We start from the raw sequence: 25,717 nt of genomic DNA on the forward strand, positions 1-25,717 counted from the left end.
CTCGCGCGTAACCCTACGCACGAGTAGGTATGCTCGCAAGGTGTCCAGCGTCCCCGCCTTCAAGCGCCTGCCTCGCGCCGTCCGCGAGCAGCAGATGCTCGACGCGGCCGTCAAGGTCTTCTCTCGACGTGGCTTCCACGCCGCCAGCATGGACGAGATCGCCGAGGACGCCGGCATCTCCAAACCCATGGTGTACGCGTACCTCGGCACCAAGGAGGAACTCTTCGTCGCCTGCCTGCACCGGGAGGGCACCCGGATGATGCAGGCCATCGCCGGGGCGGCGGCTCCCGACCTGCCGGCCGACGAGCGGCTCTGGCGCGGGCTGAGGGCGTTCTTCGGCTTCGTGGGCGCCCACCGGGACGGCTGGGCGGTGCTCTACCGGCAGGCCCGGGGCGAGCAGCCGTTCGCCGGAGAGCTGGCCACCATGCGGGCTCGGCTGGTCGAGGTGGTAGCCGGGATGCTCGACCACGCGTTGCGCGCCGAGGGCCGTGAGATCGCCGCCATCGACCTGGAGGTCGTCGCGTACGCCCTGGTCGGCGCGACCGAGTCGTTGGCCGACTGGCTCGCGGACCACCCGGACGCGGACCCGGAGAAGACTGCCACCCGGATGATGAATGTGGCCTGGTTGGGTGCCGCCCAACTGCTGCACGGCGTCACCTGGCGTCCGCCGGCCGACTGACGGCCCCGGCGGGAAGGGCGTCGGTGTCCGGCTGGCCGGCCCGCGCCGTACGGCGGCGGTTGCGGAGCCAGCGGACCACCTCGACGACCACCGTCACCGTCAGGGCGAGGCCCAGACCGAGCAGGAGACCGCGCAGCGGGTCCTGCTCGAAGGCCAACCCGCCGACGTAGCCGACCAGCGCCGAGTAGAGCCCCCACGAGCCGGCGGCCAGCGCGTCGAAGGCCAGGAACCGTCGCCGTGGATAGCGCACGGCACCCATTGTGAGCGTGACAGCGGTTCGGCCGCCCGGAATGTAGCGGGCCACTGTGAGGATCAGACCGCCCCGGGTGGCGATCCCCCGACGGGCCCGGTCGATGGCGGCTCGACGTCGACCGTGGGGCGGCAGCCGGTCGAGCAGCCGGGTGCCGCCACCCCGCCCGATGGCGTACGAGATGTGGTCGCCGACCAGCGCCCCGGCGGCGGCCACCAGGATCACCGCCGGCAGGTACGGCGCTCCGGAGGCCGCGAACACCCCGGCGGTGATCACCGCCGTCTCGCTCGGCACCACCGGGAAGAAGCCGTCGAGCACCGCGATCGCGAAGATCGCCAGGTACACCCAGGGCGAGGACATCGTGTCGTGCAGCAGGTCGAGCAGATCCATGATTTCGATGCTGGTCGGGACGGCGGCTACCGACATCGGCCAGTGGTCAGGTGGACGGCACTACTTAGGTAGCGGCCGGCCCGGACTGTGCCTCGGGGTCATCCCCCACCTCACCCGGGTCCCGGGGCGCGGGGCGGCCCCTTGCGCCCGAAGGGCCCTAGGCTCGCTGCGTGGCCTCCAGCGCCGTCGCCCTCCGGCGGGTCGTCCATCGGTACGCCCCGCCGCTGCTCGCCGTCCTGGTCGCCGCGGCCGTGTGGGCCAGCGCGACCGGTGACATCGGGGTCCGCTCGCCGCTGCCGAGCGTGGTCGTGCTGCTGATCGCACTGGGCTCGGCGTGGGCCGCCGGCACGGTCCGGACCCGCCGCTGGCCGTTGTTCCTGGCCGCGGCGGTCGGCTGGTTGGTGCTCGCCGCGGCGGCGGCCGGGGTGCTGGCCTCGTACCAGGCGGGTCTGCGGTTGCGCGGTCGCCAACTCGCCGGCTACCTCGCCGGGGCGGCCCTGGTGTTGGCCGGCGGGGTGCTGGTCGGGCTGGAGGTCGGCGGCGTACGCCGGATCACCACCGCCAGCACCGGCAACGTGCTGCTGCTCGCCGCCTGCCTGGTGGGGCTTCCGTTGGTCTTCGGCCTCTGGGTGCGGGCCCGTCAGGACACGCTCGCCGCTCTGCGGGACCGGGCCGAGCGGCTGGAACGCGAACAGGAGGCCCGCGCCGACCGGGTCCGCGCCGAGGAGCGGACCCGGATCGCCCGGGAGATGCACGACGTGGTGGCACACCGGGTCTCGTTGATGGTGGTGCATGCCGGTGCGCTGGAGGTGACCGCCGTGGACCCGGCGACCATCGAGGCCGCCGCGCTGATCCGGACGACCGGCCGGCAGGCGCTCACCGACCTGCGCGAGGTGCTGGGTGTGCTGCGCCAGGCCGGCCCGGCCGTGACGCCGGAGCGGGGGCTCGACACGTTGGACGAGTTGATCGGGGAGTCCCGTGCCGCCGGGCTGCGGGTGTCCCGGCAGGACGAGGGTGTGCGGACGGCACTGCCGGAGACGCTGGGGCGTACCGCGTACCGGGTGGTTCGTGAGGCGCTGACCAACGTGCGCAAGCACGCGGCCGACGCCGAGACGACCGTCTGCCTGCGCTACCTGCCCGACGGGCTGGAGGTGCTGGTCCGCAACGGCCCTTCCGAGGGCGGGTCGGCGCTGCCGGGTGCCGGGCAGGGGCTGCTCGGGTTGCGTGAGCGGGTGGAGCTGCTCGGCGGCCGGCTGGAGGCAGCTCCGGTGGACGGCGGTTTCCTGGTCCGGGCCCTGATCCCGCTGGCGGGTGCGGCGTGATCCGGGTCGTGGTGGTCGACGACGAGCAGCTGGTTCGGGCCGGGCTGCGGCTGATCCTTGAGGCGGCGGAGGACATCACTGTCGTCGGTGAGGCGGCTGACGGCGTCGGCGCGCTGGAGCAGGCCCAGCGGTTACGCCCCGACGTGGTGTTGCTCGACGTGCGGATGCCGGGCGTCGACGGGCTGACCGTGGCGCCCGACGTGGTCGCCGTCGGCCCAAAGGTGATCATGCTGACCACCTTCGACCTCGACGAGTACGTGCACCGGGCGCTGCGGGCCGGCGCTGTCGGCTTCCTGCTCAAGGACACCCCGCCCCGGGAGTTGGCCGCCGCCGTCCGGACGGTGGCCGCCGGTAACGCGATGCTCGCACCGACGGTGACCCGGCGCCTGATCAGCTCGTTCGCCGAGCGTGGCCCGGCCCGCCGGGACGCGGCCCGCGAGCGGCTCGCACCGCTGACCGAACGGGAGTTGGCGATCGTCCGGGAGGTGGCACGCGGGCACGGCAACGCGGAGATCGCCCGGCGGCTGACGATGAGCGAGGCCACCGTCAAGGCGCACGTCAGCCGGGCGCTGGCGAAACTGCACGCGGGCAATCGGGTGCAGCTGGCCATCCTGGTGCACGATGCCGACCTGCTGTGACGCATGTCAGGTCGGTCCGGCCCGATCGGTGGTGGCGGCGCGGCGGCGCGCCCGGTGGCGCAGCCAACGGATGCCCTCGATGCCCAGTGTGACGATCACCGACAGGCCGATCCCGGCGAGGATGCCCTTGACGGGGTGCCGTTCGAAGGCCAGCCCACCGAAGTAGCCGAGCAGCCCGCAGTACAGGGCCCAGGTGACCGTCGCGATCGCGTCGTACAGCAGGAACGACCGGCGGGGATAGCGCACCGCGCCCATGGTGAGGGTGACGGCGGTCCGACCGCCCGGCAGATACCGGGAGGTGGTCAGGATCAGCCCGCCACGCCGGTTCAGTGCGCGCCGGGCCCACTCCGAGCTGGCTCGTCGGCGGCTGCCGTCGGGAAACCCGGCGAAGCGTCTCGCGCCGCCACCGCGCCCGATGGCGTACGAGACGTGGTCGCCGGCGCAGGCGCCCAGCGCGGCGGCGACGATCACCGCCGCCAGCTTGGGATTTCCGCTGGTGGAGAGCACGGCGGCGGTGATGACGGCAGCCTCGCCGGGTACGGCCGGAAAGAACGCGTCGACCGCCGTGAGCCCGAAGATCAGCAGGTACACCCATGGTGAGGTGACCAGCTGCCGGAGCAGGTCGAGCGCGGAGTCCATGCCCCCATGCTCGCCGGGTGCGACCCGCCCGGTGGCCGAAGCTGCCGGATAACCCCCACCTCTCCCCGCGCCGATCTTGCACTTTGTGTCCGGACCAATACCTGCAAAAGCCGCAGAACAACGACCGAAAGTGCAAGATCGGCGGGGTTGGGGCGGGGCGGGGCGGGGTTGGGGCGGGGCGGGGTGGGGTGGGGTGGGGTGGGTCAGGCTGTGTGGGCCAGGGTTGGTGGGGCTAGCAGTGGACCTTGTGGGGTCTTGTTGTCGGCGGTGGGGCCGTGTGAGGTGAGCACCACAGGGGTGTCCAGCTCCGCGCTCACCGCTGCCGGCCAGTCCTGCGGCGCTTCGTCGTACAGCGGGCGGGAGCGCAGCAGGCGGGCGGTGAGCGCGGCCTGCCGGTCGAGGTCACCGGGCGGGCCCGGGGTGAGCCGGTCGGTGGTGTCGTAGCGGCGGCAGATCCGCAGGTCGGGGCCGGTCAGGTCGAGGTGGGTCAGGGCCAGGCCGTCGACGCCGCCGGCTGCGGCGAGGGCGTACCGGTGGGCGACCGCGTCGAAGTGGCCGAACCGGAACCGGCCCTGCCACGGGTTGGTGGCGTTGTGCGCGTCGGCGAACGGCAGGCTCCGGTCCTCGGTCACCAGCGGGCCGTGCCCGTGCCGGGTGGTGACCACGCGGAGCACCCCGATCCGGGTCACGTCGCCGGGCCGGCCCGCCTCGGCGAGCAGGCCGTCGACGTTGGCGAACGTCGTGGTGCTCCAGGTGGTGTACGGGTGGAAGCCGTGCCACTCGTCGAGCAGCACCCCCTGCGCGCCCTCGAAGACGCAGGTCCCGGAGCGGAGCGCCCCGGCGAGCCAACCGCCGTCGACGATGGCGACCCGCCCGGCGAAGCCGGTGAACGCGGGGAGGCAGTCCTCGATCGGTGGCGCGTCCAGGGGGCCCAGTTCGGCCGTCAGCCGATCCCGCAGTGTGGTCAGCCGGCGGCGCAGCAGCGCTGGGTGGTGGCAGTCGGCGACCCGCGGCGCGTCGTCGGGGTGGGCGAGACCGTACGCGACGGCCTCGCCCACTCCCAGCCCGCAGGAGCCGTGCCGGTCGGCTCCCCGGGCGATCTCGCGGGCCCGGTTGGCGGCCCGGTGGTACGGGGTGGCGAGCAGCGCGTCCCCGTCGACGGTCAGCCGGTCGAGTGCGTCGGGCACCCCCACCGTCCCGAGGTGGTCCGCCTCGGCGGCCAACGCCAGCGGGTCCACCACCACGTGCCGGGACAGGTGCGTACGCACACCGGGATGGAACGTGCCGGCGCCGAACTGTGCGAACGTGTGGTGCCGCCCGTCGGGCAGCACGACGTTGTGTGCCGCCTGCGCGCCCCCGTTGAAGCGGACCACGGTGTGCACGGGACGGGTGGCGCAGAGCCAGTCCACCACGGTGCCCTTGCCGGCGTCGCCGTAGCCGAGGTCGACCACCGCCACGTGGTTCACAGCCGGGTCACCCCGCTGGCCGTGTCGGTGAATGTCGGCAGCGTCGACACCTGGGCGCGCCGTTCCCGGCCGAGGCGGGCCAGCGCCTTCGACACGGTCCCGGTGGCGCCGGAGCCGGCGCGGTCCAGGTCGCGCAGGCCCTCGTCCAGGTCGATGGCCTGTTCGCCGAGGCCGATGGTCAGTGCGATGGTCTCGCAGACCGCGTCGAGGTCGTCGAGCACTACGGTGTTCTGCCCGAGCAGGTCTCGCCAGAAGTCGAGCACCTTGGCGTTGCCGGCGTAGTGGCTGCCGGCGGGGAGCAGGTAGTAGGTATCCCAGCGGCGGGTCACCTCGTCGACCACCTGCCGCAGCGGCACGTCCTCGGAGAGGCCGTCCCCGATCAGGCCGGCCACCTCCCGGGCCTTCACCCGCTGGTACGCCAGTTCGTCGCCGATGATGAACAGGTAGCCGCGCCGGCCGCGCTTCTCCCAGTTGTCGGTGACTGTGTGCCGGGCCATGAAGTACATGGCCAGCTCGTACGACTCGCTCATCTGGCCGCCGCCACCGCCCTCCAGCACGATCCGGCCGAGGTCGTCGTCCATCCGGTTGTCCGACTCGAACTGGCCCACCTGCAACGGCACCCGGTCGCAGGTGGCGTCGCCGATGGCGCCGAACATGATCTGCGGGTCGCTGGCGTAGCCCTGCCGTTGCAGCAACCCGAGCAGTTGCGGCAGCTTGGTCTGCAGGACCCGCGGCACCGTGCGCATCGAGCCGGTCACGTCGAAGAGCACAGCGACGGGCGTCGACCGGGGGTGCTCGTCGGAGTCGCGGCTCTCGCGGGTCGCGTCCCTGGGGTCGAGCGCGGGGTGCACGGTGCGCGCCCCGCTGTCGCTGTAGGAGAAGGCGCTCTTGCCGGTGGACCGGCGGTAGCGGTCGGCGGCGTCGTACACGTCGGTGGACCAGATTCCACTGCCCATGACAGCTCCTTAGGGGGTGAGGGTGAAGGGTCGGAAGGTGCGTGGCCCGTAGAGCCGGTCCAGCACCTGGTCGAGTTCGCGCAGGAGGCGCCAGGCGTCGTCGGGCCGGGCGTGCAGGGACCGTTGCCGGCAGCCCTGCGCGAAGGTGTGCAGCTCGCGGGGGACACGCGGCCCCATCAGCCAGCTCATGCAGTGGCTGGCCATCGCGATGTCGGTGCCCGGCCCGCACTGCTGTTTCTTGAGGACTTCCTCCGGGTCCCAGCCGTGGCCGGGCACGACCGCCGGGATCGTGCTCCCGACGGCCGCGGAGAAGCACCAGTCGATCAGCACCACGCCGTGGGCGTCCGGCTCGATCAGCACGTGTCGGGGCAGGACCGCGCCGTGCACCACGCCCGCCCGGTGGGCCAGGCCGAGCGCCACCAGCAGCCGCCGCCACATCCAGGCCACGTCCCGGGCGTCCAGCCCGTCGGGGTACGCGCGCCGCACCTCCTCGAGGTCGTGCAGGCCGGGTGCGGTGGCGAGGACGTTGATCCGCCGTTCCGCTCCGGTGGTGGCGTCGCGGTGCCGGAACTCGTCGACCAGCCGGGGCACGTACGGCAGGTAGCGGGGGTCGCCGCGCTCGGCGATGGTGCGCAGGGCGTGCGCCTCGCGGGCCATCAGGTCGTTGTCGGTGGGCCGTCGGGGGAGCTTCAGCAGCCTGTCGTCGCCGACGTCGTAGAGGTCGGCCAGGTCACCCGAGTGGGCCGGCGCGCCGAGCCGGTAGTCGCCGAGAACTGTGGTCTGCCGGGCCTGCCACCGGGTGGTGACGTGGATGAACGCGTCGATGGCTTCCGCGCGTACCGCCGGGTCGGTCGGCAGGCGGTCGGGGTGCAGGGCCGCGACCAGCTCGCGGTAGCGGTGAGCCGGCTGGTCGGCGCCGAACAGGTCCGCGTCGGTCCGGGCGGCCGCCACCAGGCGGATCGCCTCCGTGGCCCTCACCGCACCGTCTCCTCGCGGGCGGGGCGCAGCAGCGCCGGGTGCAGCAGGCGGGCGTCGCCGGCCCGGTAGAGCCGGGCGCGCGGGCCGCCTCGGGCGCCACCGCGCTCGGTGCTGGCGCCGGTGCTCTCCACGAAGCCCGGCACGGAGAGGACCTTGCGGTGGAAGTTGCCGGCGTGCAGAGGGTGCCCCCAGACGGTCTCGTAGACGGCCCGCAGGTCGCTGATCGTGAACTCGGCGGCGAGGAAGCGGGTGGCGAGCGGGGTGTACTCCAGCTTGGAGCGGGCCCGTTCCAACGCGTCGTCGATGATCCGGCTGTGGTCGAAGGCGAGCTGTCGGCTGGTCAACGCGGTCACCGGCAGCCAGATCGCGTCGTCGGCGTCGCTGCCGGCGGCCGGGTCCGGCAGGTCGGGGGCGAACGCGAGGTGGGCGATCGAGACGACCCGCATCCGCGGGTCACGGTCGGGGGCGCCGTAGCTGCCCAACTGCTCCAGGTGTACGCGGCGCAGCGCCTCGCCGCCGAGCCCGGTCTCCTCGGCCAGCTCCCGTCCGGCGCCAGCGGTCAGGTCCTCGTCGGGGCGGACGAAGCCCCCGGGCAGCGCCCAGTGCCCGGCGAAGGGCGCCTCGCCGCGCCGGATCAGCAGCAGGTGCAGTGCGCCGTCGCGGATGGTCAGCGCCACCACGTCGACGGTCACGGCGACCGACGGGTAGGCCCGGGGGTCGTACGCGGCAAGGAACTCCTGCTCGTTCATCATGTCTCTCTCACTCTGAGAACATCTCGCTATGAGAACAACTTAGCGTAGAAGTGCGCGCCTGCCAAGGGTCGAGTCAGCGCACGAAGCAGCTCGGTGCGGTCACCGCACGAAGCAGCTCGGTGCGCTCAGCGCACGAAGCAGTCAGGTGCGCTCAGCGCACGAGACCGGTCAGGTGCGGTCGGCCACGGGAGTCGTGCAGGGCGAACCCGCCGTCCGGCAGGAGCGCGAAGTTCACAGTGCTCGGCAGCGGCACGGGCAGCTTGAAGGCGACCTCGACTGCGTACGCGTCCGGCAGTCGGGCCTCCAACGCGGCCAGGCAGCGCGCCTTGCTCCACATGCCGTGCGCGATCGGCCGGCGGAAGCCGAACAGTCGCGCCCCCAGTCGGGAGGTGTGGATCGGGTTGTGGTCGCCGGAGACCCGCGCGTACTCCGTACCGATGCGCGGCTCCACCCTCCAACGGGCGGTGGCCGTCGGCGCCTCGGGACGTTCGCCGGGCTCGCGTCCGCCCGGCTTGCGCTCCCGACCGAGGTACGTCGAGACGCCGCGCCACACCTCAGCCCCGTCGACCGAGCCGACAAGCACGACGTCCACCTGCCGCCCCCGGTCGTGGGGGCGCAGGTTCTCCGCGTACGTGGTGAAGTCGAGGGTCTCGTCGGCGGTGATCGGGCGGTGCGTGGTGATCCGGTTGCCGACGTGCACCAGCCCGATCAGCGGGAGGGGGAAAGTCGGCGCGGTCATCAGGCGCAGGGCCAGCGGAAAGCCCATGACGTGCGGGAACGTCGCGGGCAGCCGATCGGTGAGCCGGAACCCGCAGACCCGGTCGTAGTCGGCCAGTTGCGCCCGGTCGACGCTCACCCCGCCCACCGTCAACTCGACCGCCGGCAGGTCGGGCCCGCGCCGCCCACCGCCGAGGCCCGGCAACGCGCCGAGCAACGCCCGTCGGTGCAGCGCCCCGACCGCCGGCATCCGAGACAGCTCGACAGGGGTGCGGCTGCCCGACTCCGGCCCCGCGTCCATCACGCCCCCAGCAGGCTCTGGCCGCAGACCCGGACCACGTTTCCGCTGACCGCGCCGCTGGCCGGCCAGGCCAGCCAGCCGATCGTCTCGGCGACGTCCACCGGCAACCCGCCCTGGGCCAGGCTGTTCATCCGCCGGCCCGCCTCGCGGACCACCAGCGGGATACGCGCGGTCAGTCGGGTCTCGATGAAGCCGGGAGCCACCGCGTTGACGCTGATCCCGCGCTCCCGCAGGGCCGGCGCGAGTGAGTCGACCAGCCCGATCACGCCGGCCTTGCTGGTGGCGTAGTTGGTCTGCCCCCGGTTGCCGGCGATCCCGGCGATCGAGGAGACCGAGATGATCCGTCCGCCGGCCGGGATCAGCTCCCGCTCCAGCAGTACGTCGTTGATCCGCTCCTGGCTGGAGAGGTTGACGTCGATCACCTGGTCCCACCGGTCGGCGTCCATCCGGCCGAGCGTCTTGTCCCGGGTGATGCCGGCGTTGTGCACCACCACGTCGACCCGGCCGTGCCGGCTGGCCAGGTGCTCCGCGAGTCGGGTCGGAGCGTTCGGCGCGGTCAGGTCGAGTTGGACGGCGGTGCCGCCGATGTCGTTCGCCACCGCGGCGAGTGCGTCGCCGGCGGCCGGGATGTCCAGGGCCACCACCTTCGCGCCGTCGCGGGCGAGCACCTTCGCCAGCGCCGCACCGATGCCCCGCGCGGCACCGGTGACCAGCACGACCTGCCCGTCCAGCGGGCGGTCCCAGTCGGCCGGGATGCTCGCCGCGCCGCCGCTGACCCGGATGACCTGCCCCGACACGTACGCGGACCGGCCGGACAGCAGGAACCGGAGTGTCGATTCGAGGCCGATGCTGGGATCGCCCTGGGCGCGGGCCACCTGGACGAGTTGCGCGGTGATGCCCCGGCCGAACTCCTTGCCGATGCTGCGGACGAGTCCTTCGAGGGCGCGTTGGGCGGTCGCCTCGCGGGTCGTCGCGCACTCCTGCGGCGGGGTGCCCAGCACGATTACCCGGCCGCTGGGCAGCACGGCCCGGGCCTGCGGGTGGAAGAAGTCATAGAGCTGGCGCAGGTCGGTCGAGTCGGTGATCCCGGTGGCGTCGAACAGCAGTGCCCCGTACCGCTGCGGGGTGGCGGCGGCCGGATCGGCCGGATCGGCCAGCTCGACCCCTGCGGCGGTCAGTCGCATGGTCACCGGAGTCGCGTACCGGCCGCCGGTGGCCGCCCCGAGCAGGGCCGGGCCGGGCAGCAGTGGGTCGCCGGGGTGGTGCCGGCGCAGTCGGGGCGGGTCGGGCAGCCCGAGGCGCTTGACCAGCGCGCGGCCGGCGGCCGATTGGACGAAGCTCGCGTACCTGTCGGTCATGGGCGTAGCCTACTGGCCAGTAGGGTTCGAGCAACATATGTCGAGGAGGCGGATCGTGCAGAGCATCCGGCGGGTCGCGGTCATCGGGGGCAACCGCATCCCCTTCGCCCGTTCCAACGCCCGCTACGCGGACGCGTCGAACGCGGACCTGCTCGGCGCGGCGCTCGACGGCCTGATCGCCCGCTACGGGCTGGCCGGGCAGCGCATCGGCGAGGTGGTCACCGGGGCGGTGCTCAAGCACTCCCGCGACTTCAACCTCACCCGCGAGGTGGTCCTCGGTTCCCGGCTCGACCCACACACCCCGGCGTACGACATCCAGCAGGCCTGTGGCACCGGCCTGGAGGCGACCATCCTGGTCGCCAACAAGATCGCCCTCGGTCAGCTCGACGTGGGCATCGCCGGCGGTGTCGACACCACCTCCGACGCCCCGCTCGCCGTCAACGAGGAGATGCGCCGCACGCTGCTCAAGCTCAACTCGGCCCGCACGCTGGGCGAACGGCTCAAGATCGCGGCGAAGCTGCGCCCTCTCCAGCCGTTCAAGCCAGAGATCCCGCGCAACGCAGAGCCGCGTACCGGCCTGTCCATGGGCGACCACGCCGCCGGCACGGCCCTGCGCTGGCAGATCGACAGGCGCTCCCAGGACGAGCTGGCGCTGCGCTCACACCAGCGCCTCGCGGCCGCGTACGACAGGGGTTTCTTCGACGACCTGATGACGCCGTACCTGGGGCTCACCCGCGACCAGAATTTGCGCCCGGACAGCAGCCTGGAGAAGCTCTCCTCGCTGAAGCCGGTCTTCGGCACCCGCGGCCCGGACGCCGAGCAGGCCACCATGACCGCCGGCAACTCGTCACCGCTCACCGACGGCGCGTCCACGGTGCTGCTGGCCAGCGAGGAGTGGGCGGCGGCGCACCACCTGCCCGTGCTGGCCTGGTTCAGCTGGTCGGAGACGGCGGCGGTGGACTTCGTGCACGGCGACGAGGGACTGCTGATGGCACCCGCGTACGCGGTGCCCCGGATGCTGGCCCGTGCCGGGCTGACGTTGCAGGACTTCGACTACTACGAGATCCACGAGGCGTTCGCGTCGCAGGTGCTGGCCACGCTCGCCGCCTGGGAGTCGCCGGAGTTCGCCAAGGACCGGCTCGGGCTGGACGCACCGTTGGGCGCGATCGACACCGACCGGCTCAACGTCAACGGCTCGTCGCTGGCGGCCGGGCATCCATTCGCCGCCACCGGCGGACGAATCGTGGCGACCCTGGCCAAGCTGCTGGCCGAGCGGGGCAGCGGGCGCGGGCTGATCTCCATCTGCGCCGCCGGTGGTCAGGGTGTGACCGCCATCCTGGAGCGCTGAGCGGAGTGTGCAGGGCGACGCCCGCCGGACCCGAGGGTCCCGGCGGGCGTCGGACTCTGCGGTAGGGCTCAGCCGATGGTGAACCTCTCCCAGGTGCTGACGACCGGGCCCTTGGCGATCAGTGGCTTGCTGCCCGCGCCGTCGGCGCTGACGTACTTGTTGTTGACGGCGGCCTTGAAACTGACCGTGCCGTCGCTGCTGCGGACCATGGTGAACCGCTCCCAGGTGCTGGCCGTCAGGGCGTTCGCGATCAGCGGCTTGGCGCCCGCGCCGTCGGCGGACACGAAGCGGTTGTTGACGCGGGCGAGGAGGCCAACCTGCCCGTTGCCGAGATCCACGACGTCGAACCGCTCCCAACTGCTGGCGGTCGCCGCGCTCGCGATCAACGGCTTGGTCCCCGCGCCGTCGGCGCTGACGAAGCGACCGTTGACCCGGGCCTTCAAGGATCGGTTCGCATCCGGTACGACGACCTGGAGGAACTTCTCCCAGGTGCCGATGGTGGGCCTGCTGGCGCTCATGGCGAGCGTGCCGCTGGGGTCGGCAGTCACGTACTGGGTGGTGATGGGGGCCTGGAGGCTGATGGTGCCGTCGCCGTTGCGCACCAGCGTGAACATTTCGCGTACGTCCACGAGAACGCTGTCCGCGGTCAACGTGACGTGGTCGAACTGGGAGATGGCGACGTAGCGCCCGACCACCCGGGAGAAGAGGGCGACCTTGCCGTCGCCGGCGTCCGCCAGGTCGAACTGCGCAATGGTGCTCGGCTCGGCCTGGTTCGGTCGAAGCCCGAAGCCGGTCTGGTAACTCACGTAGCGGCGGTTGGACAGGGCGCGCAGACCAACGGTCCCGGTCGGCCGCAACATGCTGATCTGAGTATGGCGAGTATCCGACCGGCCGTCGGTGCCAGTGACCGTGACGGTGACCTGGTAGCTACCCGGGTTCGCGTAGGTGTGCGAGGCGATCGGGCTCGACTGGGTGACGACGCTGTCGTCACCGAACGAGAACCGGTAGGACGCGATCGGATTGAGGCCGGGGGTGGAGGCGGACGCGTTCACGCTCACCGAGCGCGCCTGGATGTTGAGGGCGACGTCGAACGACACTACAGGGCTTCGGACAGTCTCCACGGTTCCACGGTCGGCGTACGTGACCGGGCCGGCGCCGGTGTTCGGCACGGTCAGGTCGTCGACGCGCGGCGAGCCGGCGTGGTCGAGGGTCGGGTAACCGGGGGCCGCCGAGTTCGCCGAGTCGATGTCGTCCCGGGCCTGTCCCGTCTCGCGGTCGTGCGCGGCCTGGCCGGAGGCGGCCCGGAACGCGGCGAGACCCATCCGGGTGTTCCAGGCGTAGATCTGCGGTGAGTCGTTGTAGTAGTGGTGGGCGTTGTTGTAGTCGACCACCGTCTTCCCGACGGCCCCACCGTAGACGCCGATCTCGACGCCGTCGAGGAACGCCGGCTCGCAGTAGCCCTGGTTGAAGTAGCCGTTCGTGACCAGCACGTTGTTCTGCACGGAAACGCCGGACGAGGCTCCGTCGACGCGGATGCCGTCGCGGCAGCGGTCCCTGATGGTGTTGTTGGTGATCGCCGTGCCGGTGGCCCCGTTGTTGTGCACGCCGTGGCCGCCGCCCCCGGAAATCACGTTGTTGGCCACCACGGTGCCGGCCGCGGCGGGCCCGAGCGCGAGCGCCGCGCCGGTGAAGCCGTCGACGCGGCCACCGACGTACGAGTTTCCCGGCCCGTCGATCCGGACACCGACCGTGTCGTCGGCAAGGAAGTAGTTGGCATAGCCCTGCAGTGTCGTTCCCTGGATGTCCACGTCACTGCTTGCGGCGTCCACTGTGATGCCGGCGGTGGAGGTCAACCCGGTGACGCTTGTCTTCGACACGCTCGAGCCGGTTACACCGGCGAACCGGATCACCGGCGACGTCGCGGGAGTGTGCAGGGCGTAGGTGCCGCCCCGGATGGTGATGCCCGAGGAGTTGCGCACATCCGCGGCCGGCACGTCACCCGACCCGACGACGCGGATGTTCTGAAGCACCACATCATGCTGGCCGTCGACGACGAAACCAGCCGATGCGCCGCCCAAGGAGGCGTTGATGGAGCTGCCCACGAACACGATCGGCTGTTGCGGAGTGCCGGACGAGGTGACGCTGACTCGCTCCATGTAGACACCGCCGCCGATGTCGACGGTCTGCCCGCCGGTGACGATCGCTGCCGCGGCGCTGATGGTGCAGAACGGCTGCGCCAAGGTCCCCGGGAACTGGTCGGAGCAGCCGGTGGCGAGGTTCTGCCGGACGTAGAGGGTCGTCGGAGCGTCCGCCTGGGCGGGCAGCGCGGTGCCCACCAGGGCGCCGCCGGTCACCACGACGGTCGCGAAGGCGGCGAAGCAGGATTTACGCATGCGGGCCTCGAAGATGAGGAGGACCCGGCGACGCCGGGAGTCAGATAAGGCGATCCTGCATGATCAACAGGCGAGGCGCTGACCCGGGTGACAAAACGGCCACCCACCTCGTGATCGTCCTGGTCGCAGCGGATCGGAGCGGCCGGCAGGTAGACGTTCACGTCCTGTTCAGCGGGTGGCTGACCGCCCGTGAGGTTGTCGGGTAACGGTGACCGTCCGCACCCCCGAACGAGGTGCGTTCGATGCCACCTGCGTCCGGAACGGGGCCGGTAAGTGTTGGTGCTGTCTGTCGTCATTCCGATGTACAACGAGGCCGCTGTCATCCCGGCCCTCATCGCCCGGTTGCGTCCGGTGCTCGACGCGCTCAGCGTCGAGTACGAGGTGGTGGCCGTCGACGACGGCAGCCGGGACGACACCGTCACTGTGCTCTTCACCCACGCGCGGAGCTGGCCGCAACTGCGCCTGGTCCAGTTGCGCCGCAACAGCGGACACCAGGCGGCGTTGACCGCCGGGCTGTACCGCGCCCGTGGGCAGTGGGTGGTCAGCCTGGACGCCGACCTGCAGGACCCGCCGGAGACGGTCGCGGAGATGCTGCGGGTGGCCCGTGAGCAGGGCGTCGACGTGGTGTACGGCGTACGAGCCGACCGCAGCTCGGACACCGTGTTCAAACGGCGTACCGCGCAGCTCTACTACCGACTGATGCGCCGGCTCGTCGGCGCCGAGGTGCCCGCCCAGGCCGGCGACTTCCGGCTGGTCAGCCGGGAGGTGATCGAGGCGCTGCGTGAGCTGCCCGAACGCACCCCGGTCTACCGGCTGCTGGTACCCGCGCTCGGCTTCGCCAGTGCGGAGGTGCGCTACTCCCGGGCAGTTCGGGCGGCCGGCGAGACGAAATATCCACTGCCCCGGATGATCGCGCTCGCCTGGGACAGCGTCGCCAACTTCTCCGCGGCGCCGCTGCGTCTCGCCACCTGGCTCGGTGCGATCAGCTTCCTGGCCTGTCTCGGCCTCATCGGCTTCGGCGTCGTGGCGTACCTGCGTGGTCTGACCATCCCGGGCTGGACGTCGACCTTCGTGGCGGTCCTACTCCTCGGTGGCGTGCAACTGGTCTGTCTCGGCCTGCTCGGTGAGTACGTCGGACGGATCTACGCGACAGTGCAGGGTCGACCGACGTACCACGTCGGAGCCGACTCGGCGGATACCGAGCTGTCCTCCCCGTTTCCCGCCGCACCGGTGGGTAGCGCCCGTGGCTGACTCGCTCGGACTGGTGGAACGACAGGCCCCAGCACCCGCGCCGCACCCGGCCCGACGACCCGCCCGGTCGCTGGGGTCCGCAGTGGTCGCGACCCTGCCCTGGTCGGTGCTCCTCGCCGCGTTGCCGGCCGCCTGGTCGTACACCGACGTGCCTGCCGTCGACGTGCTCCGCTACGTGGCCTACTGGTCGTTGGCTGTGGTGTTACCCGGCACCCTGGTGCACCGGGCGGTACGCGGTGGCCGCGGCAACCTGCCGGAGGACCTGGGCTTCGGCGCGGCCACCGGTCTGCTCCTCGAACTCGCCGCCTGGGTCGCCGCGGCGGCCACCGGTCAGCAGCACCTGCTGCGGTGGTGGCCGGTGCCCCTGGTGCTGGCCTTCCTGGCCGTTCCCCGGCTACGTCGGCACTGGCGGGTCGGGACCCGCCGGCCGCTTCCACTCGCCTGGCACTGGTCAGTCGTCGCGGTGCTGCTACTCGTGCTGCTGTGGGCCGTCGCGCAGTGGCGTCTGGTGCCGCTCCCGCCGGTGAACCACGGCTACTACCAGGATCTGCTCTACCACCTGTCGTTGGTCCAGGAGCTGACCCGGGACCTGCCCTTTCAACTGCCGCAGATGGCCGGCGAGCCGCTGCGCTACCACTACCTGTCCGACGCGCACATGGCCGCCGGCAGCATGATCACCGGCATTCCACCCGCGACGGTACTGCTCCGGCTGTGGCTGGCGCCGGTTGCCGTCGTCAGCGTGCTGGTCACCGCCGGCCTGGCCCGGGACCTGACCGGCCGCTGGTGGGCGGGCCCGGTGGCGGGCGCGGCGGCTGGCCTCGGCATGCCGGTGGCCGTCAACTCGGCCATCGCTGACGGCGCATTCGCGTTCTCCTTCTCCAGCCCGTCACAGACGTACGTCCTGCCACTGCTGGTGCTGCTCGCCGGCATCTGCGTCGACGCCGTACGCGGGCGGCCGCTGGGCGTGGCCTGGGCGCTGCTGCCGGTACTCGGGCTGGCCTGCGCCGGCGCCAAGTCCAGTGCGCTGCCGCCGCTGATCGCCGGTGTCGCAGTGGCTGTCGCCGCCACCTGGTGGCAGCAGCGACGACGAGTGCCCTGGCCGGCGCTCGCGACCCTGCTCTGCCTCGTGGTGCCGATGGGCGTCGGCTATCTCCTCTTCGCCGGAGGCGGAGCGGGCACCCTGGCCCCACAGGCGTTCGCGTTCCTGCACGCGATGCCGCAGTACCGGGAGACCATCGGCGCGGGCGACGGGGTGCGCGGCGGCGGGCTGCTGCCGTTCGGTCTGAGCAGGGCTGGGGCGTCCGGTTGGCTGCTGACGTTCGTCCTGCTCGGCTGGTGGCTGCTGGTGCAGTTGCCCCGGCTGATCGGCATGCTGGTCCTCGCCGGGCCACGCCGTGCCGATCCGGCACCCTGGCTGCTGTCGGGCGCGGTGCTCGCCGGCGCGGGCGGCATCTGGACCCTGCACCATCCGTCGCTGAGCCAGGTCTACTTCTGGCTGGACGTGCTCCCGTTCGGCGCCGTGCTCACCGTGTGGCTGCTCACCCTCGCCCGGCCGCCCTGGCCGGTGGCGGTGTCCGCAGCGGTGCTCGGTGTGGCGTCGTATCTCCTTGTGCCAATGATGCCCAGACCGGCCGCGACCATGACTGGATGGATGGGCGTCCTCGGCCGCTCGTACCTGCGGCTCGCGGTCCTTCTCCTGCTGGCCGCGCTCGTCGCGGTCGGAGTCCGTGCGCTGCTGGGTCGCCGGGACGGCGGCGGGCGGCGGAGGACAGTGGCGGTGGCCTTGGCTGGCGTCACGGCGGCGCTGCTGGGCGCGAGCGTCGCCCGGGGCGTCGACGGTGCCGTCCGGTACGTCCAGGTCGCACCGGGGTTGCCCGCGTCGGTCGCGCAGCCTTCCACAGTGACGGCAGCGGAGATGCGGGCCGCGTTGTGGCTGGACGAGCACGCCGCGGACGACGACGTGGTGGCCACCAACGTGCACTGCCGGCCGGTTCAAACCACCGCGCACTGCGACGCCCGCGCCTACTGGGTGACCGGACTGGGTGGGCACCGGACGGTGGTGGAGAGCTGGGGTTACACCGATGCCGCCCTTGCCGCCAACGGACGGCGGGGTCTCGGATACGTACGACAGGATCCGCCGGACCCGGCCCGGTTCGCGCTGAACGAGAGGGTGTTCCAGGCCCCCACCGCGGCCGACCTGGACCAGTTGCGCGTCGACTACCGGGTCCGTTGGCTGTTCGCCGACACCCGGGCCGGCGAGGTGTCGCCCGCGTTGGCCGGGTTGGCTGAGGTACGCCTCGTCTCCGGCAGCGTCACGGTCTACGAGCTGCGCTGACTGTGCCCTCGCACGACGGCGCCCGGTGGTCGGCAGGGTGCCGCCGGTCACCGCGATCGCGTCGAGGCCGGCTGGTAGCGCACCGCCCGGCCGACAAACCGGCCAGCGTGTCCCACCGGCTCCGGTAGTGGCCTCGCGGCTGGGCGACCCGCCGGGTAGGAGAGAATGAGGCACGTGACGACGATCCCCAACGTGCTGGCCAACCGGTACGCCTCGCCCGAACTGGTCGCCCTCTGGTCTCCGGAGGAGAAGGTACGGATGGAGCGGCGGCTCTGGCTCGCCGTTCTCCGCGCTCAGCGCGACCTGGGTGTGCCCGTGCCGGACGGCGTTGTCGAGGCGTACGAGCGGGTGCTCGACCAGGTCGACCTCGCCTCGATCGCCGAGCGGGAGCGGGTCACCCGGCACGACGTGAAGGCCCGGATCGAGGAGTTCAGCGCGCTCGCCGGGCACGAGCACGTGCACAAGGGGATGACCTCCCGGGACCTCACCGAGAACGTCGAGCAGCTCCAGGTGCGCGCCTCGCTGGAGCTGATCCGCGATCGGGTGGTGGCCACCCTGGCTCGGTTGGCCTGGCTGGCCCACGAGCACTCCGAGCTGGTCATGACGGGTCGTTCGCACAACGTGGCGGCGCAGGCCACCACGCTGGGCAAGCGCTTCGCGTCGGCGGCGGAGGAGCTGCTGATCGCGTACGAGCGGCTGGAGGACCTGATCGCCCGCTACCCGCTGCGGGGGATCAAGGGGCCGGTCGGCACTGCCGCCGACCAGCTCGACCTCTTCGACGGCGACGCCGACAAGGTGGCCGAGTTGGAGCGACGGGTCGCCCAGCACCTGGGCTTCTCCCGGGTGCTGGACAGCGTCGGGCAGGTCTACCCGCGCTCGCTCGACTTCGACGTGCTGGCAGCGCTGGCCCAGACGGCCGCCGCGCCGTCGTCGCTGGCCACCACGATCCGGTTGATGGTCGGCCAGGAGTTGGCGACCGAGGGCTTCAAGCCGGGTCAGGTCGGCTCCAGCGCGATGCCGCACAAGATGAACACCCGCTCGTCGGAGCGGGTGAACGGCTTCGCCGTGATCATCCGGGGTTACCTGTCGATGGTCGGCGAGCTGGCCGGTGACCAGTGGAACGAGGGGGACGTGTCCTGCTCGGTGGTCCGCCGGGTGGCGCTGCCGGACGCGTTCTTCGCCGCCGACGGGCTGTTCCAGACGTTCCTCACAGTGCTCGACGAGTTCGGCTCGTACCCGGCGGTGATCAACCGGGAGTTGGAGCGCTTCCTGCCGTTCCTGGCCACCACGAAGATCCTGGTCGCGGCGGTCCGGCGGGGCGTCGGCCGGGAGGTCGCCCACGAGGTGATCAAGGAGCACGCGGTGGCGGTGGCCCTGGCGATGCGCGAGAAGGGCTCACCGGAGAACGACCTCTTCGACCGCCTGGCGGCGGATGGCCGACTCGGGCTGTCCCGCGCCGACATCGACACCCTGGTCGCCGACCGCAACGCCTTCGTGGGCGCCGCCCAAGCCCAGGTGGCAGCGGTGACAAGCCGCATCACCACAGTGGTAACCGCCCACCCAGAAGCCGCCACCTACAGCCCACCCCCCATCCTCTAACCCCCCACCCCCACCCCACCCCACCCCACCCCACCCCACCCCCTCCCGGGTGATCAAGAGGTTTGCGTCATCTTCGATCTCCCTGATGACCGAAACCTCTTGATCAACAGGGGAAGGGCGGGGCGACGGGCTGGGCTGGGCGGTGAGGTCGGGCGTTACTCGCCGGTTGGGGTTTCGGCGGCGGTTCTCAGGTTGGGGGCGCTGGCGGGTTCGGCGATGCCGCCGGGCGACTCCGTGATGCCCGCGACCTCCGCGGTTCCCGCTGCGACCGCCGGCTGGTCGGCCGGCATGACCTCGGGCATCTTCTGTACGGCGACCACTGCCGTCCCGTACGCGCAGATCTCCATCCACATCTCGCCACAGTCCCGGCTGTCGAACCGCATGCCGATCACCGCGTTCGCGCCGAGCCGCAGGGCCTCCTCGCCGAGGCGGGCCACCGAGTCGGTGCGCCACCGGGTCAGGTTGTCCGGGGCCATCGGGTCGTACGCGCCACCGCGCAGGTTCTTCACACCCTCGCGGTACGGGTTGCGCGTCCTGGCCATCGATGACACCACCTCACCGAGAATCTGGCGGATCTCGTAGCCGGGCAGTTGCTCTGTCGTCACGACCAGCACGTTTCCGATGCTGTCAGGAGTGGCCCGACCCGATCGTGTGCATTGTTCACCTGATCGGATGCTGCAAAACGACGCGGCGCGGACGGCCGGCACGTGGCCGACCATCCGCGCCGAGCGGGGCGCTAACCGTCAGACACCGGCCACCGAGGTGATCCAGGCCCGGTTGTACGCAACGCTGCCGTAGTTCTGGATGCTCGACCCGTCGGCGGTGGAGGCGACGCCGACCTGCTGGCCGTTGTAGAACTGCGGGCCGCCGGAGTCACCACGCCAGGCGTTGCCGTTGACCCGGGTGCTGCGGATCGCCTGGCCGCCGTACGCGTCGGTGGCGCTGTTGCTGGTCACCCGGACGGTGGCGGTCTTCAGTTGGGTCGACGCCGAGCAGCCGCTGTAGCAGGTCATGCCCCAGCCGTAGATCGAGTTCGTCGAGTTGATCGGCGGGTTGCTGCTGGCCAGGCTCACCGCGGAGGTGCTGACGGTGCTGGAGAGCCGCATGAGGGCGAGGTCGTTGCGGGTGTAGGTGGCGCTGACCGTGCGGGTGACCCCGCCGGAGGTGCGGTTCACGCTTCCGACGCGCACCGACATGGTGCCGCTGATGCAGTGCCGGGCGGTGAGCACCCACTGCGCGGCGATGACGCTGCCGGAGCAGGTGAACGAGCCGTTGCTGAGCACCGCGGCGGCCCACGGCGCGGACGAGACGGTGCCGCCGCCGATGATGGGCTGCGGGCCGGCGGGGGCGGCGGAGGCGGCGGACGTGACGCCGAGGGCGCCGATAAGCGCGGTGCTGAGTACGGCGAGCAGGGGGCGGATGCGCATCGGTGGACTCCTTGGACGGGGCGCGCCCGGGGTCGCCGGGTGCGGATGGTGCCGGGCCGCGGGGATTCCCGGAGCCGGCGAAATCGACTTACGTCGATGTAGAGTAGGGCGCGACGCGATCGTTATCAAGGAGGTGATCGAGGTTGCCCAATGTAACGATTCGGCCACCCGCTGCGCCGTATATGTCCTGCTAGGGCCACCTGTCGCGCCTGACAGGTCAGACTGAGCGTCAGTAATGTCGATCACTGCCTGAACTGCACCCGGCCGGTGCGTCCGCGGCGATATCTGCCAGGTACGCTGGCTGCGCTCGCCCATTGTGGGTCGGCACCCAACTGCGTACACAGTCAGGAGTGCCCAGTGCCTCGCGTCGTCGTCGACGTCATGCTCAAGCCCGAGATCCTTGATCCGCAGGGCCAGGCCGTCGCAAACGCGCTGCCCCGACTCGGCGTCGGTGACGTCGCCTCGGTTCGGATCGGCAGGCGGATCGAGATCGAGTTCACCGGTGAACCGGACCTGGACCGCGCTCGGGAGATTGCCGACAAACTGCTCGCCAACCCGGTCATCGAGGACTTCACCGTCCGCCTGGTCGAGGCCGACGAGACTGCGGACGCCCGCTCGTGACCGCCCGGGTCGGTGTGGTCACCTTCCCCGGCTCGCTCGACGACGGGGACGCGGCCCGGGCCGTCCGGATCGCCGGCGCCGAGCCGGTCCGGCTCTGGCACGGCGACCCGGCTCTGCACGGTGTCGACGCTGTCGTCCTGCCCGGCGGATTCTCCTACGGTGACTACCTGCGGTGCGGTGCCATCGCCCGGTTCGCCCCGGTGATGGAGACGATCGTGGACGCCGCCCAGGGTGGTCTGCCCGTGCTCGGCATCTGCAACGGCTTCCAGATCCTCTGCGAGGCGCACCTGCTGCCGGGTGCGCTCACCCGCAACCAGCACCTGCACTTCCGCAACCGGGACCAGGTCCTGCGCATCGAGTCGGCCGGGACGGCGTGGACCAACGCTTTCCAGCCCGGCCAGGAGGTGCTCATCCCGGTCAAGAACGGCGAGGGCTGCTACGTCGCTGACACCGCGACGCTGGACCAGCTCGAAGCCGAAGGTCGGGTGGTCGCCCGCTACGTCGGAGGCAACCCCAACGGGTCCCAGCGCGACATCGCCGCGATCACCAACGCCGCGGGCAACGTGGTCGGCATCATGCCGCACCCCGAGCACGCGGTGGAGGCGCTCACCGGCCCTTCGCTGGACGGCCTCGGCTTCTTCACGTCGGTCCTCAAGCACCTGGTGGGGGCGCCGGCATGACCGGCGGCACGATCATCGGTCAGCTCAACCGCCGGCCTGGCGGGCACGAGCGCAGCGAGGAGAGGTCATGACCACCCATCCGGACCCGGTACGCGACACACCGGAGGCGTACTCCGCCCCGGCGCAGCCGGCCGAGCCGAACGCGGCGCAGCCGGTCGCACCGGCGACCGCTCCCGCCCAGCCGGCCGCCGCCGTCTGGACCGAGGGCGTGGACACCGTGCCTCGCGCCGGTGGCACCCCGGGCGAGCTTCAGCCGTACACCGAGCTTGGCCTGCGCGACGACGAGTACGACCGGATCCGGCAGATCCTCGGCCGCCGGCCCACGCAGTCCGAGCTGGCGATGTATTCGATCATGTGGAGCGAGCACTGCTCCTACAAGTCGAGCAAGGTGCACCTGCGTCAGTTCGGCGAGAAGGCCCCGCACAGCGACCGGATGCTCGCCGGCATCGGTGAGAACGCCGGTGTCGTGCAGATCTCCGACGAGCTGGCGGTGACCTTCAAGGTCGAGTCGCACAACCACCCGAGCTTCGTCGAGCCGTACCAGGGCGCGGCGACCGGCGTCGGCGGCATCGTCCGGGACATCCTCGCCATGGGCGCCCGCCCGGTCGCGGTGATGGACCCGCTGCGCTTCGGTGCCGCTGACCACCCGGACACCGCCCGGGTGCTCACCGGTGTGGTCGCCGGCGTGGGCGGCTACGGCAACTGCCTGGGCCTGCCCAACATCGGTGGCGAGCTGGTCTTCGACCCCTCGTACCAGGGCAACCCGCTGCTCAACGCGCTCTGCCTGGGCGTGCTGCCGGTCAGTCGGCTGCAGAACAAGGCCGCCGCCGGCCCGGGCAACGTTGTCGTCCTGATGGGCGCCAAGACCGGCCGCGACGGCATCGGCGGCGTCTCGGTGCTGGCCAGCGCCACCTTCGACGAGGGCAGCGAGGCGCGTCGCCCGGCCGTGCAGGTCGGCGACCCGTTCACCGAGAAGCTGCTGATCGAGGCCTGCCTCGAGCTGTACGACGCCGAGCTGGTCGTCGGCATCCAGGACCTCGGTGGCGCCGGCCTGACCTGCGCGCTCACCGAGACCGCCGCCGCCGCCGGCACCGGCATGCGGGTCTGGCTGGAGCGGGTGCCGCTGCGCGAGCCCTCGATGGACCCGCACGAGATCCTGGCCAGCGAGTCGCAGGAGCGGATGCTGCTGGTCGTCGCGCCGGACAAGCTCGACGCGGTGCTCAAGACCTGCGAGAAGTGGGGCGTCCTCGCCACCGCGATCGGTGAGGTCACCGCACCGGAGCCGGACGGCAGCCCGGGTCGACTGCTGATCACCTGGCAGGACCACCTGGTCGTCGACGTGCCGCCAGGTTCGCTTGTCGACGACGGCCCGGTCTACGCCCGGCCGATGCGCGAGCCAGCCGACCTGATCCTGCTTCAGGCCGACCGGGCCGAGACGCTGCCCCGCCCGGCCGACCCGGAGGCGCTGCGGGAGACCGTGCTGCGCATGATCGCGTCGCCCAACCTGGCCGACAAGAGCTGGGTCACCGAGCAGTACGACCGCTACGTGCTGGGCAACACAGTGCTCGCCCAGCCGGAGGACGGCGGCGTGATCCGGATCGACGAGCGCACCGGCCTCGGTGTGGCGCTGTCGGTCGACGGCAACGGCCGGTACGCCCGACTGGACCCGTACAACGGCACCAAGCTGGCCCTGGCCGAGGCGTACCGGAACGTGGCGGTGACCGGCGCGAAGCCGATCGCCGTGACCGACTGCCTCAACTTCGGCTCGCCGGAGGACCCGGGCGTGATGTGGCAGTTCGCCGAGGCCGTGCGCGGCCTGGCGGACGGCTGCCTGGAGCTGGGCATCCCGGTGACCGGCGGAAACGTCAGCTTCTACAACCAGACCGGCGCGGCGGCCATCCACCCGACCCCGGTGGTCGGCGTGCTGGGCGTGCTGGACAACGTCGCCGACCGGGTGCCGATGGGCTTCGTGCCGCGCGCCGGTGGCGACCACGACCAGCTCTACCTGCTCGGCGAGACGAACGTGGAGCTGTCCGGCTCGGAGTGGGCCTGGGTGACGCACGAGCACCTCGGCGGGATTCCGCCGCAGGTCGACCTTCTCCGCGAGAAGGCGCTCGCCGAGTTGCTGGCCGAGGCGGCCCGCGTCGGTCACCTCAGCTCGGCACACGACCTTTCCGACGGTGGCCTGGCCCAGAGCCTGGTCGAGTCCTGCCTGCGTCGCGGCGTCGGTGCCCGGGTCGCGGTGCCGGAGCAGTTCGCCGAGGGCTCGATGCCGTTCGTCTACCTGTTCAGCGAGTCCGCCACGCGGGCGCTGGTTTCGGTGCCGCGCGGCCACGACAAGGCGTTCGCGGCGCTCTGCGCCGAGCGGGGCGTGCCGTTCGAGCTGATCGGGGTCACCGACCCGTCCGGTGGTGCGCTCGAGGTGCACGGCCAGTTCCGGATCGGCCTGGACGAGCTGCGCACGGCGCACACCGAGACGTTGCCGCGCCTCTTCGGGGGCTCGGCGGCCGTCGAGGTGCCAGCGCCGGCCGCCGGTGTGGCGGGTGCGGTCGAGGCCGTCCCGCTGCCTGTCGCGCAGGCCGAGCCGGTCGACGCGGCGGCTGTGGTCTCCGAGCCGATCGCTTCCTCGGGTCCGTCCCCGGAGACCGGCGCGGTCGAGCCGATCGGGTCAGAGCAGCCGGGCGGGGCGTCCGAGTCTGACTCCGGTGTCGCCGAGCCGTCGCCTGACGAGCGCTGAGGCGTTGACGGCCGCCGTCTACGGCCAACCCGGATCGGGTGCCCGGTTCGACTGGGGGCTGACCGGGGCGGCCGAACTCGGCCGGGTCTGCGCGGCGCTGGTGGTGGTGGACGTTCTCTCGTTCACCACCGCCGTGGAGGTGGCGGTCGCCAGGGGCATGCGGGTGCACCCGTTCCCCTGGGGTGAGCAGGCCGCCGAGTACGCCCTCCGGGTCGGTGCGACCGCTGCGGTCGGGCGGCGGCAGACGACCACTGAACATCCGTGGTCGCTCTCGCCCGCCGCGCTGAGCACCGCGCCCGTGGTGGCCGACCTCGTGCTGCCCTCCCCGAACGGCTCCGCCATCAGCGCCGCCGCCAGCGCCACCGGCCTGCCGGTGGTAGCGGCGTGCCTGCGCAACGCACGCGCCGTCGGGCATTGGCTGCGCCGCCAGGGGTACGGCACGCTGGATGCTCCGATCGGCGTGATCGCCTCGGGGGAGCGGTGGCCGGACGGGTCGCTGCGCCCGTCGGTGGAGGACCAACTCGGCGCCGCGTCGGTGCTGGACGCCCTGTCCGGCGTGCCGGGTGGGCTCTCGGTGGAGGCCGCCATGGCGCTCGCCGCGCTGGCGAGCACCCCGGATCTACCCGCCGCGGTGCGCGGCAGCGTCTCCGGACGGGAGTTGACCGAGAGCGGCTTCGCCGCGGACGTGGACGTCGCCGTCCGGATCGGCGTGTCGGACGTCGTGCCGGTGCTCCACCAGGGCGTCTTCTCCGCCGCCTGACCGCGCCCCGACCCCGCGCCCCGACCCCGCGCCCCGACCTCGCGCCCCGACCCTGCGGCGATCTTGCACTTTCTGTCCCGACGTAAGGGGCATTCCGCCCGTAAAGGCGACCGAAACTGC

Annotated in this window: 22 protein-coding genes; 11 read left to right on the plus strand and 11 right to left on the minus strand. The window is 71.9% G+C overall.

What is annotated here, in order from left to right; translation table 11 throughout:
• The first annotated feature begins 40 nt into the window (after positions 1-40).
• Positions 41-679: a TetR/AcrR family transcriptional regulator gene (locus OHB44_RS01805; protein WP_112586169.1), complete on the plus strand. Its 639-nt coding sequence runs from the start codon at positions 41-43 to the stop codon at positions 677-679.
• Here OHB44_RS01805 and OHB44_RS01810 read toward each other — a convergent pair.
• The gene (locus tag OHB44_RS01810; protein WP_442932648.1) at positions 654-1,319 is read right to left on the minus strand and encodes a DedA family protein; all 666 of its coding nucleotides are present in this window, start codon (positions 1,317-1,319) and stop codon (positions 654-656) included. The genes OHB44_RS01805 and OHB44_RS01810 overlap by 26 nt on opposite strands.
• A 170-nt stretch (positions 1,320-1,489) precedes the next feature.
• Here OHB44_RS01810 and OHB44_RS01815 point away from each other — a divergent pair, with 170 nt between their 5' ends.
• Together OHB44_RS01815 and OHB44_RS01820 are read left to right on the plus strand one after the other, a co-directional pair.
• A complete protein-coding gene (locus OHB44_RS01815) occupies positions 1,490-2,641 on the plus strand; it encodes a sensor histidine kinase (protein WP_330439453.1) in 1,152 nt (383 codons plus the stop codon).
• Positions 2,638-3,279 (plus strand): response regulator, encoded by a 642-nt coding sequence (locus OHB44_RS01820; RefSeq protein ID WP_238685283.1) that lies wholly within the window; start codon positions 2,638-2,640, stop codon positions 3,277-3,279. Before OHB44_RS01815 ends, OHB44_RS01820 begins: the two co-directional genes overlap by 4 nt.
• 6 nt (positions 3,280-3,285) lie before the next feature.
• Here OHB44_RS01820 and OHB44_RS01825 read toward each other — a convergent pair whose 3' ends face one another.
• The 7 genes from OHB44_RS01825 to OHB44_RS01855 all read right to left on the minus strand — a co-directional run bounded on the left by OHB44_RS01825 (position 3,286) and on the right by OHB44_RS01855 (position 10,446).
• Positions 3,286-3,918, minus strand: a complete 633-nt coding sequence (locus tag OHB44_RS01825) for a DedA family protein (RefSeq protein ID WP_330439454.1) — start codon at positions 3,916-3,918, stop codon at positions 3,286-3,288.
• A gap of 203 nt (positions 3,919-4,121) precedes the next feature.
• A complete protein-coding gene (locus OHB44_RS01830; protein WP_238685285.1) occupies positions 4,122-5,384 on the minus strand; it encodes an adenylosuccinate synthetase in 1,263 nt (420 codons plus the stop codon).
• Entirely contained in the window at positions 5,381-6,340 is a 960-nt protein-coding gene (locus OHB44_RS01835; RefSeq protein ID WP_238685286.1) for a hypothetical protein, read from the minus strand. Before OHB44_RS01835 ends, OHB44_RS01830 begins: the two co-directional genes overlap by 4 nt.
• 9 nt (positions 6,341-6,349) lie before the next feature.
• On the minus strand, positions 6,350-7,318 hold the full coding sequence (locus OHB44_RS01840; protein ID WP_330439455.1) for a serine/threonine protein kinase: 969 nt from the start codon (positions 7,316-7,318) through the stop codon (positions 6,350-6,352).
• Positions 7,315-8,070, minus strand: a complete 756-nt coding sequence (locus tag OHB44_RS01845; RefSeq protein ID WP_330439456.1) for an NUDIX hydrolase — start codon at positions 8,068-8,070, stop codon at positions 7,315-7,317. Before OHB44_RS01845 ends, OHB44_RS01840 begins: the two co-directional genes overlap by 4 nt.
• A gap of 151 nt (positions 8,071-8,221) precedes the next feature.
• A complete protein-coding gene (locus OHB44_RS01850; RefSeq protein ID WP_330441169.1) occupies positions 8,222-9,088 on the minus strand; it encodes a MaoC/PaaZ C-terminal domain-containing protein in 867 nt (288 codons plus the stop codon).
• Positions 9,088-10,446, minus strand: coding sequence for a 3-oxoacyl-ACP reductase (locus OHB44_RS01855; RefSeq protein WP_330439457.1), 1,359 nt, complete (start codon positions 10,444-10,446; stop codon positions 9,088-9,090). The genes OHB44_RS01850 and OHB44_RS01855 overlap by 1 nt, the downstream gene beginning before the upstream one ends.
• Positions 10,447-10,501: 55 nt before the next feature.
• Here OHB44_RS01855 and OHB44_RS01860 point away from each other — a divergent pair, with 55 nt between their 5' ends.
• On the plus strand, positions 10,502-11,794 hold the full coding sequence (locus tag OHB44_RS01860) for an acetyl-CoA C-acetyltransferase (protein ID WP_330439458.1): 1,293 nt from the start codon (positions 10,502-10,504) through the stop codon (positions 11,792-11,794).
• 68 nt (positions 11,795-11,862) lie between these two features.
• Here OHB44_RS01860 and OHB44_RS01865 read toward each other — a convergent pair whose 3' ends face one another.
• A complete protein-coding gene (locus tag OHB44_RS01865; RefSeq protein WP_330439459.1) occupies positions 11,863-14,187 on the minus strand; it encodes a PKD domain-containing protein in 2,325 nt (774 codons plus the stop codon).
• 273 nt (positions 14,188-14,460) lie between these two features.
• Between OHB44_RS01865 and OHB44_RS01870 the strand changes: the two genes are divergently transcribed.
• The 3 genes from OHB44_RS01870 (at position 14,461) to purB (ending at position 19,372) form a co-directional block, all read left to right on the plus strand.
• Positions 14,461-15,438 carry a glycosyltransferase family 2 protein gene (locus tag OHB44_RS01870; protein WP_323181901.1) on the plus strand — a complete coding sequence of 326 codons (978 nt, stop codon included), beginning with the start codon at positions 14,461-14,463 and terminating at the stop codon, positions 15,436-15,438.
• The gene (locus tag OHB44_RS01875) at positions 15,431-17,773 is read left to right on the plus strand and encodes a hypothetical protein (RefSeq protein WP_330439460.1); all 2,343 of its coding nucleotides are present in this window, start codon (positions 15,431-15,433) and stop codon (positions 17,771-17,773) included. Before OHB44_RS01870 ends, OHB44_RS01875 begins: the two co-directional genes overlap by 8 nt.
• Positions 17,774-17,947: 174 nt before the next feature.
• Complete coding sequence (gene purB, locus OHB44_RS01880; protein WP_266304030.1) at positions 17,948-19,372, plus strand: adenylosuccinate lyase; 1,425 nt, start codon at positions 17,948-17,950, stop codon at positions 19,370-19,372.
• Between the two features lie 155 nt (positions 19,373-19,527).
• On the opposite strand, the gene OHB44_RS01885 is transcribed toward purB, so the two are convergent.
• Both OHB44_RS01885 and OHB44_RS01890 read right to left on the minus strand, forming a co-directional pair.
• Positions 19,528-20,091, minus strand: a complete 564-nt coding sequence (locus OHB44_RS01885) for a YbjQ family protein (RefSeq protein WP_238685295.1) — start codon at positions 20,089-20,091, stop codon at positions 19,528-19,530.
• A 24-nt stretch (positions 20,092-20,115) separates the two neighbouring features.
• Positions 20,116-20,799 (minus strand): S1 family peptidase, encoded by a 684-nt coding sequence (locus OHB44_RS01890; RefSeq protein WP_238685296.1) that lies wholly within the window; start codon positions 20,797-20,799, stop codon positions 20,116-20,118.
• Between the two features lie 357 nt (positions 20,800-21,156).
• Here OHB44_RS01890 and purS point away from each other — a divergent pair, with 357 nt between their 5' ends.
• From purS to OHB44_RS01910, 4 genes are all read left to right on the plus strand, one after another.
• On the plus strand, positions 21,157-21,420 hold the full coding sequence (gene purS, locus OHB44_RS01895) for a phosphoribosylformylglycinamidine synthase subunit PurS (RefSeq protein ID WP_030491392.1): 264 nt from the start codon (positions 21,157-21,159) through the stop codon (positions 21,418-21,420).
• On the plus strand, positions 21,417-22,100 hold the full coding sequence (purQ, locus tag OHB44_RS01900) for a phosphoribosylformylglycinamidine synthase subunit PurQ (RefSeq protein ID WP_266304029.1): 684 nt from the start codon (positions 21,417-21,419) through the stop codon (positions 22,098-22,100). The genes purS and purQ overlap by 4 nt, the downstream gene beginning before the upstream one ends.
• A gap of 67 nt (positions 22,101-22,167) precedes the next feature.
• On the plus strand, positions 22,168-24,837 hold the full coding sequence (gene purL / locus OHB44_RS01905; protein WP_238685298.1) for a phosphoribosylformylglycinamidine synthase subunit PurL: 2,670 nt from the start codon (positions 22,168-22,170) through the stop codon (positions 24,835-24,837).
• Between the two features lie 4 nt (positions 24,838-24,841).
• The gene (locus tag OHB44_RS01910; RefSeq protein WP_330441170.1) at positions 24,842-25,597 is read left to right on the plus strand and encodes a 2-phosphosulfolactate phosphatase; all 756 of its coding nucleotides are present in this window, start codon (positions 24,842-24,844) and stop codon (positions 25,595-25,597) included.
• The last annotated feature ends 120 nt before the right edge of the window (positions 25,598-25,717 follow it).

Source organism: Micromonospora sp. NBC_00821 (assembly GCF_036347035.1).
GTDB classification, from domain to species: domain Bacteria; phylum Actinomycetota; class Actinomycetes; order Mycobacteriales; family Micromonosporaceae; genus Micromonospora; species Micromonospora hortensis.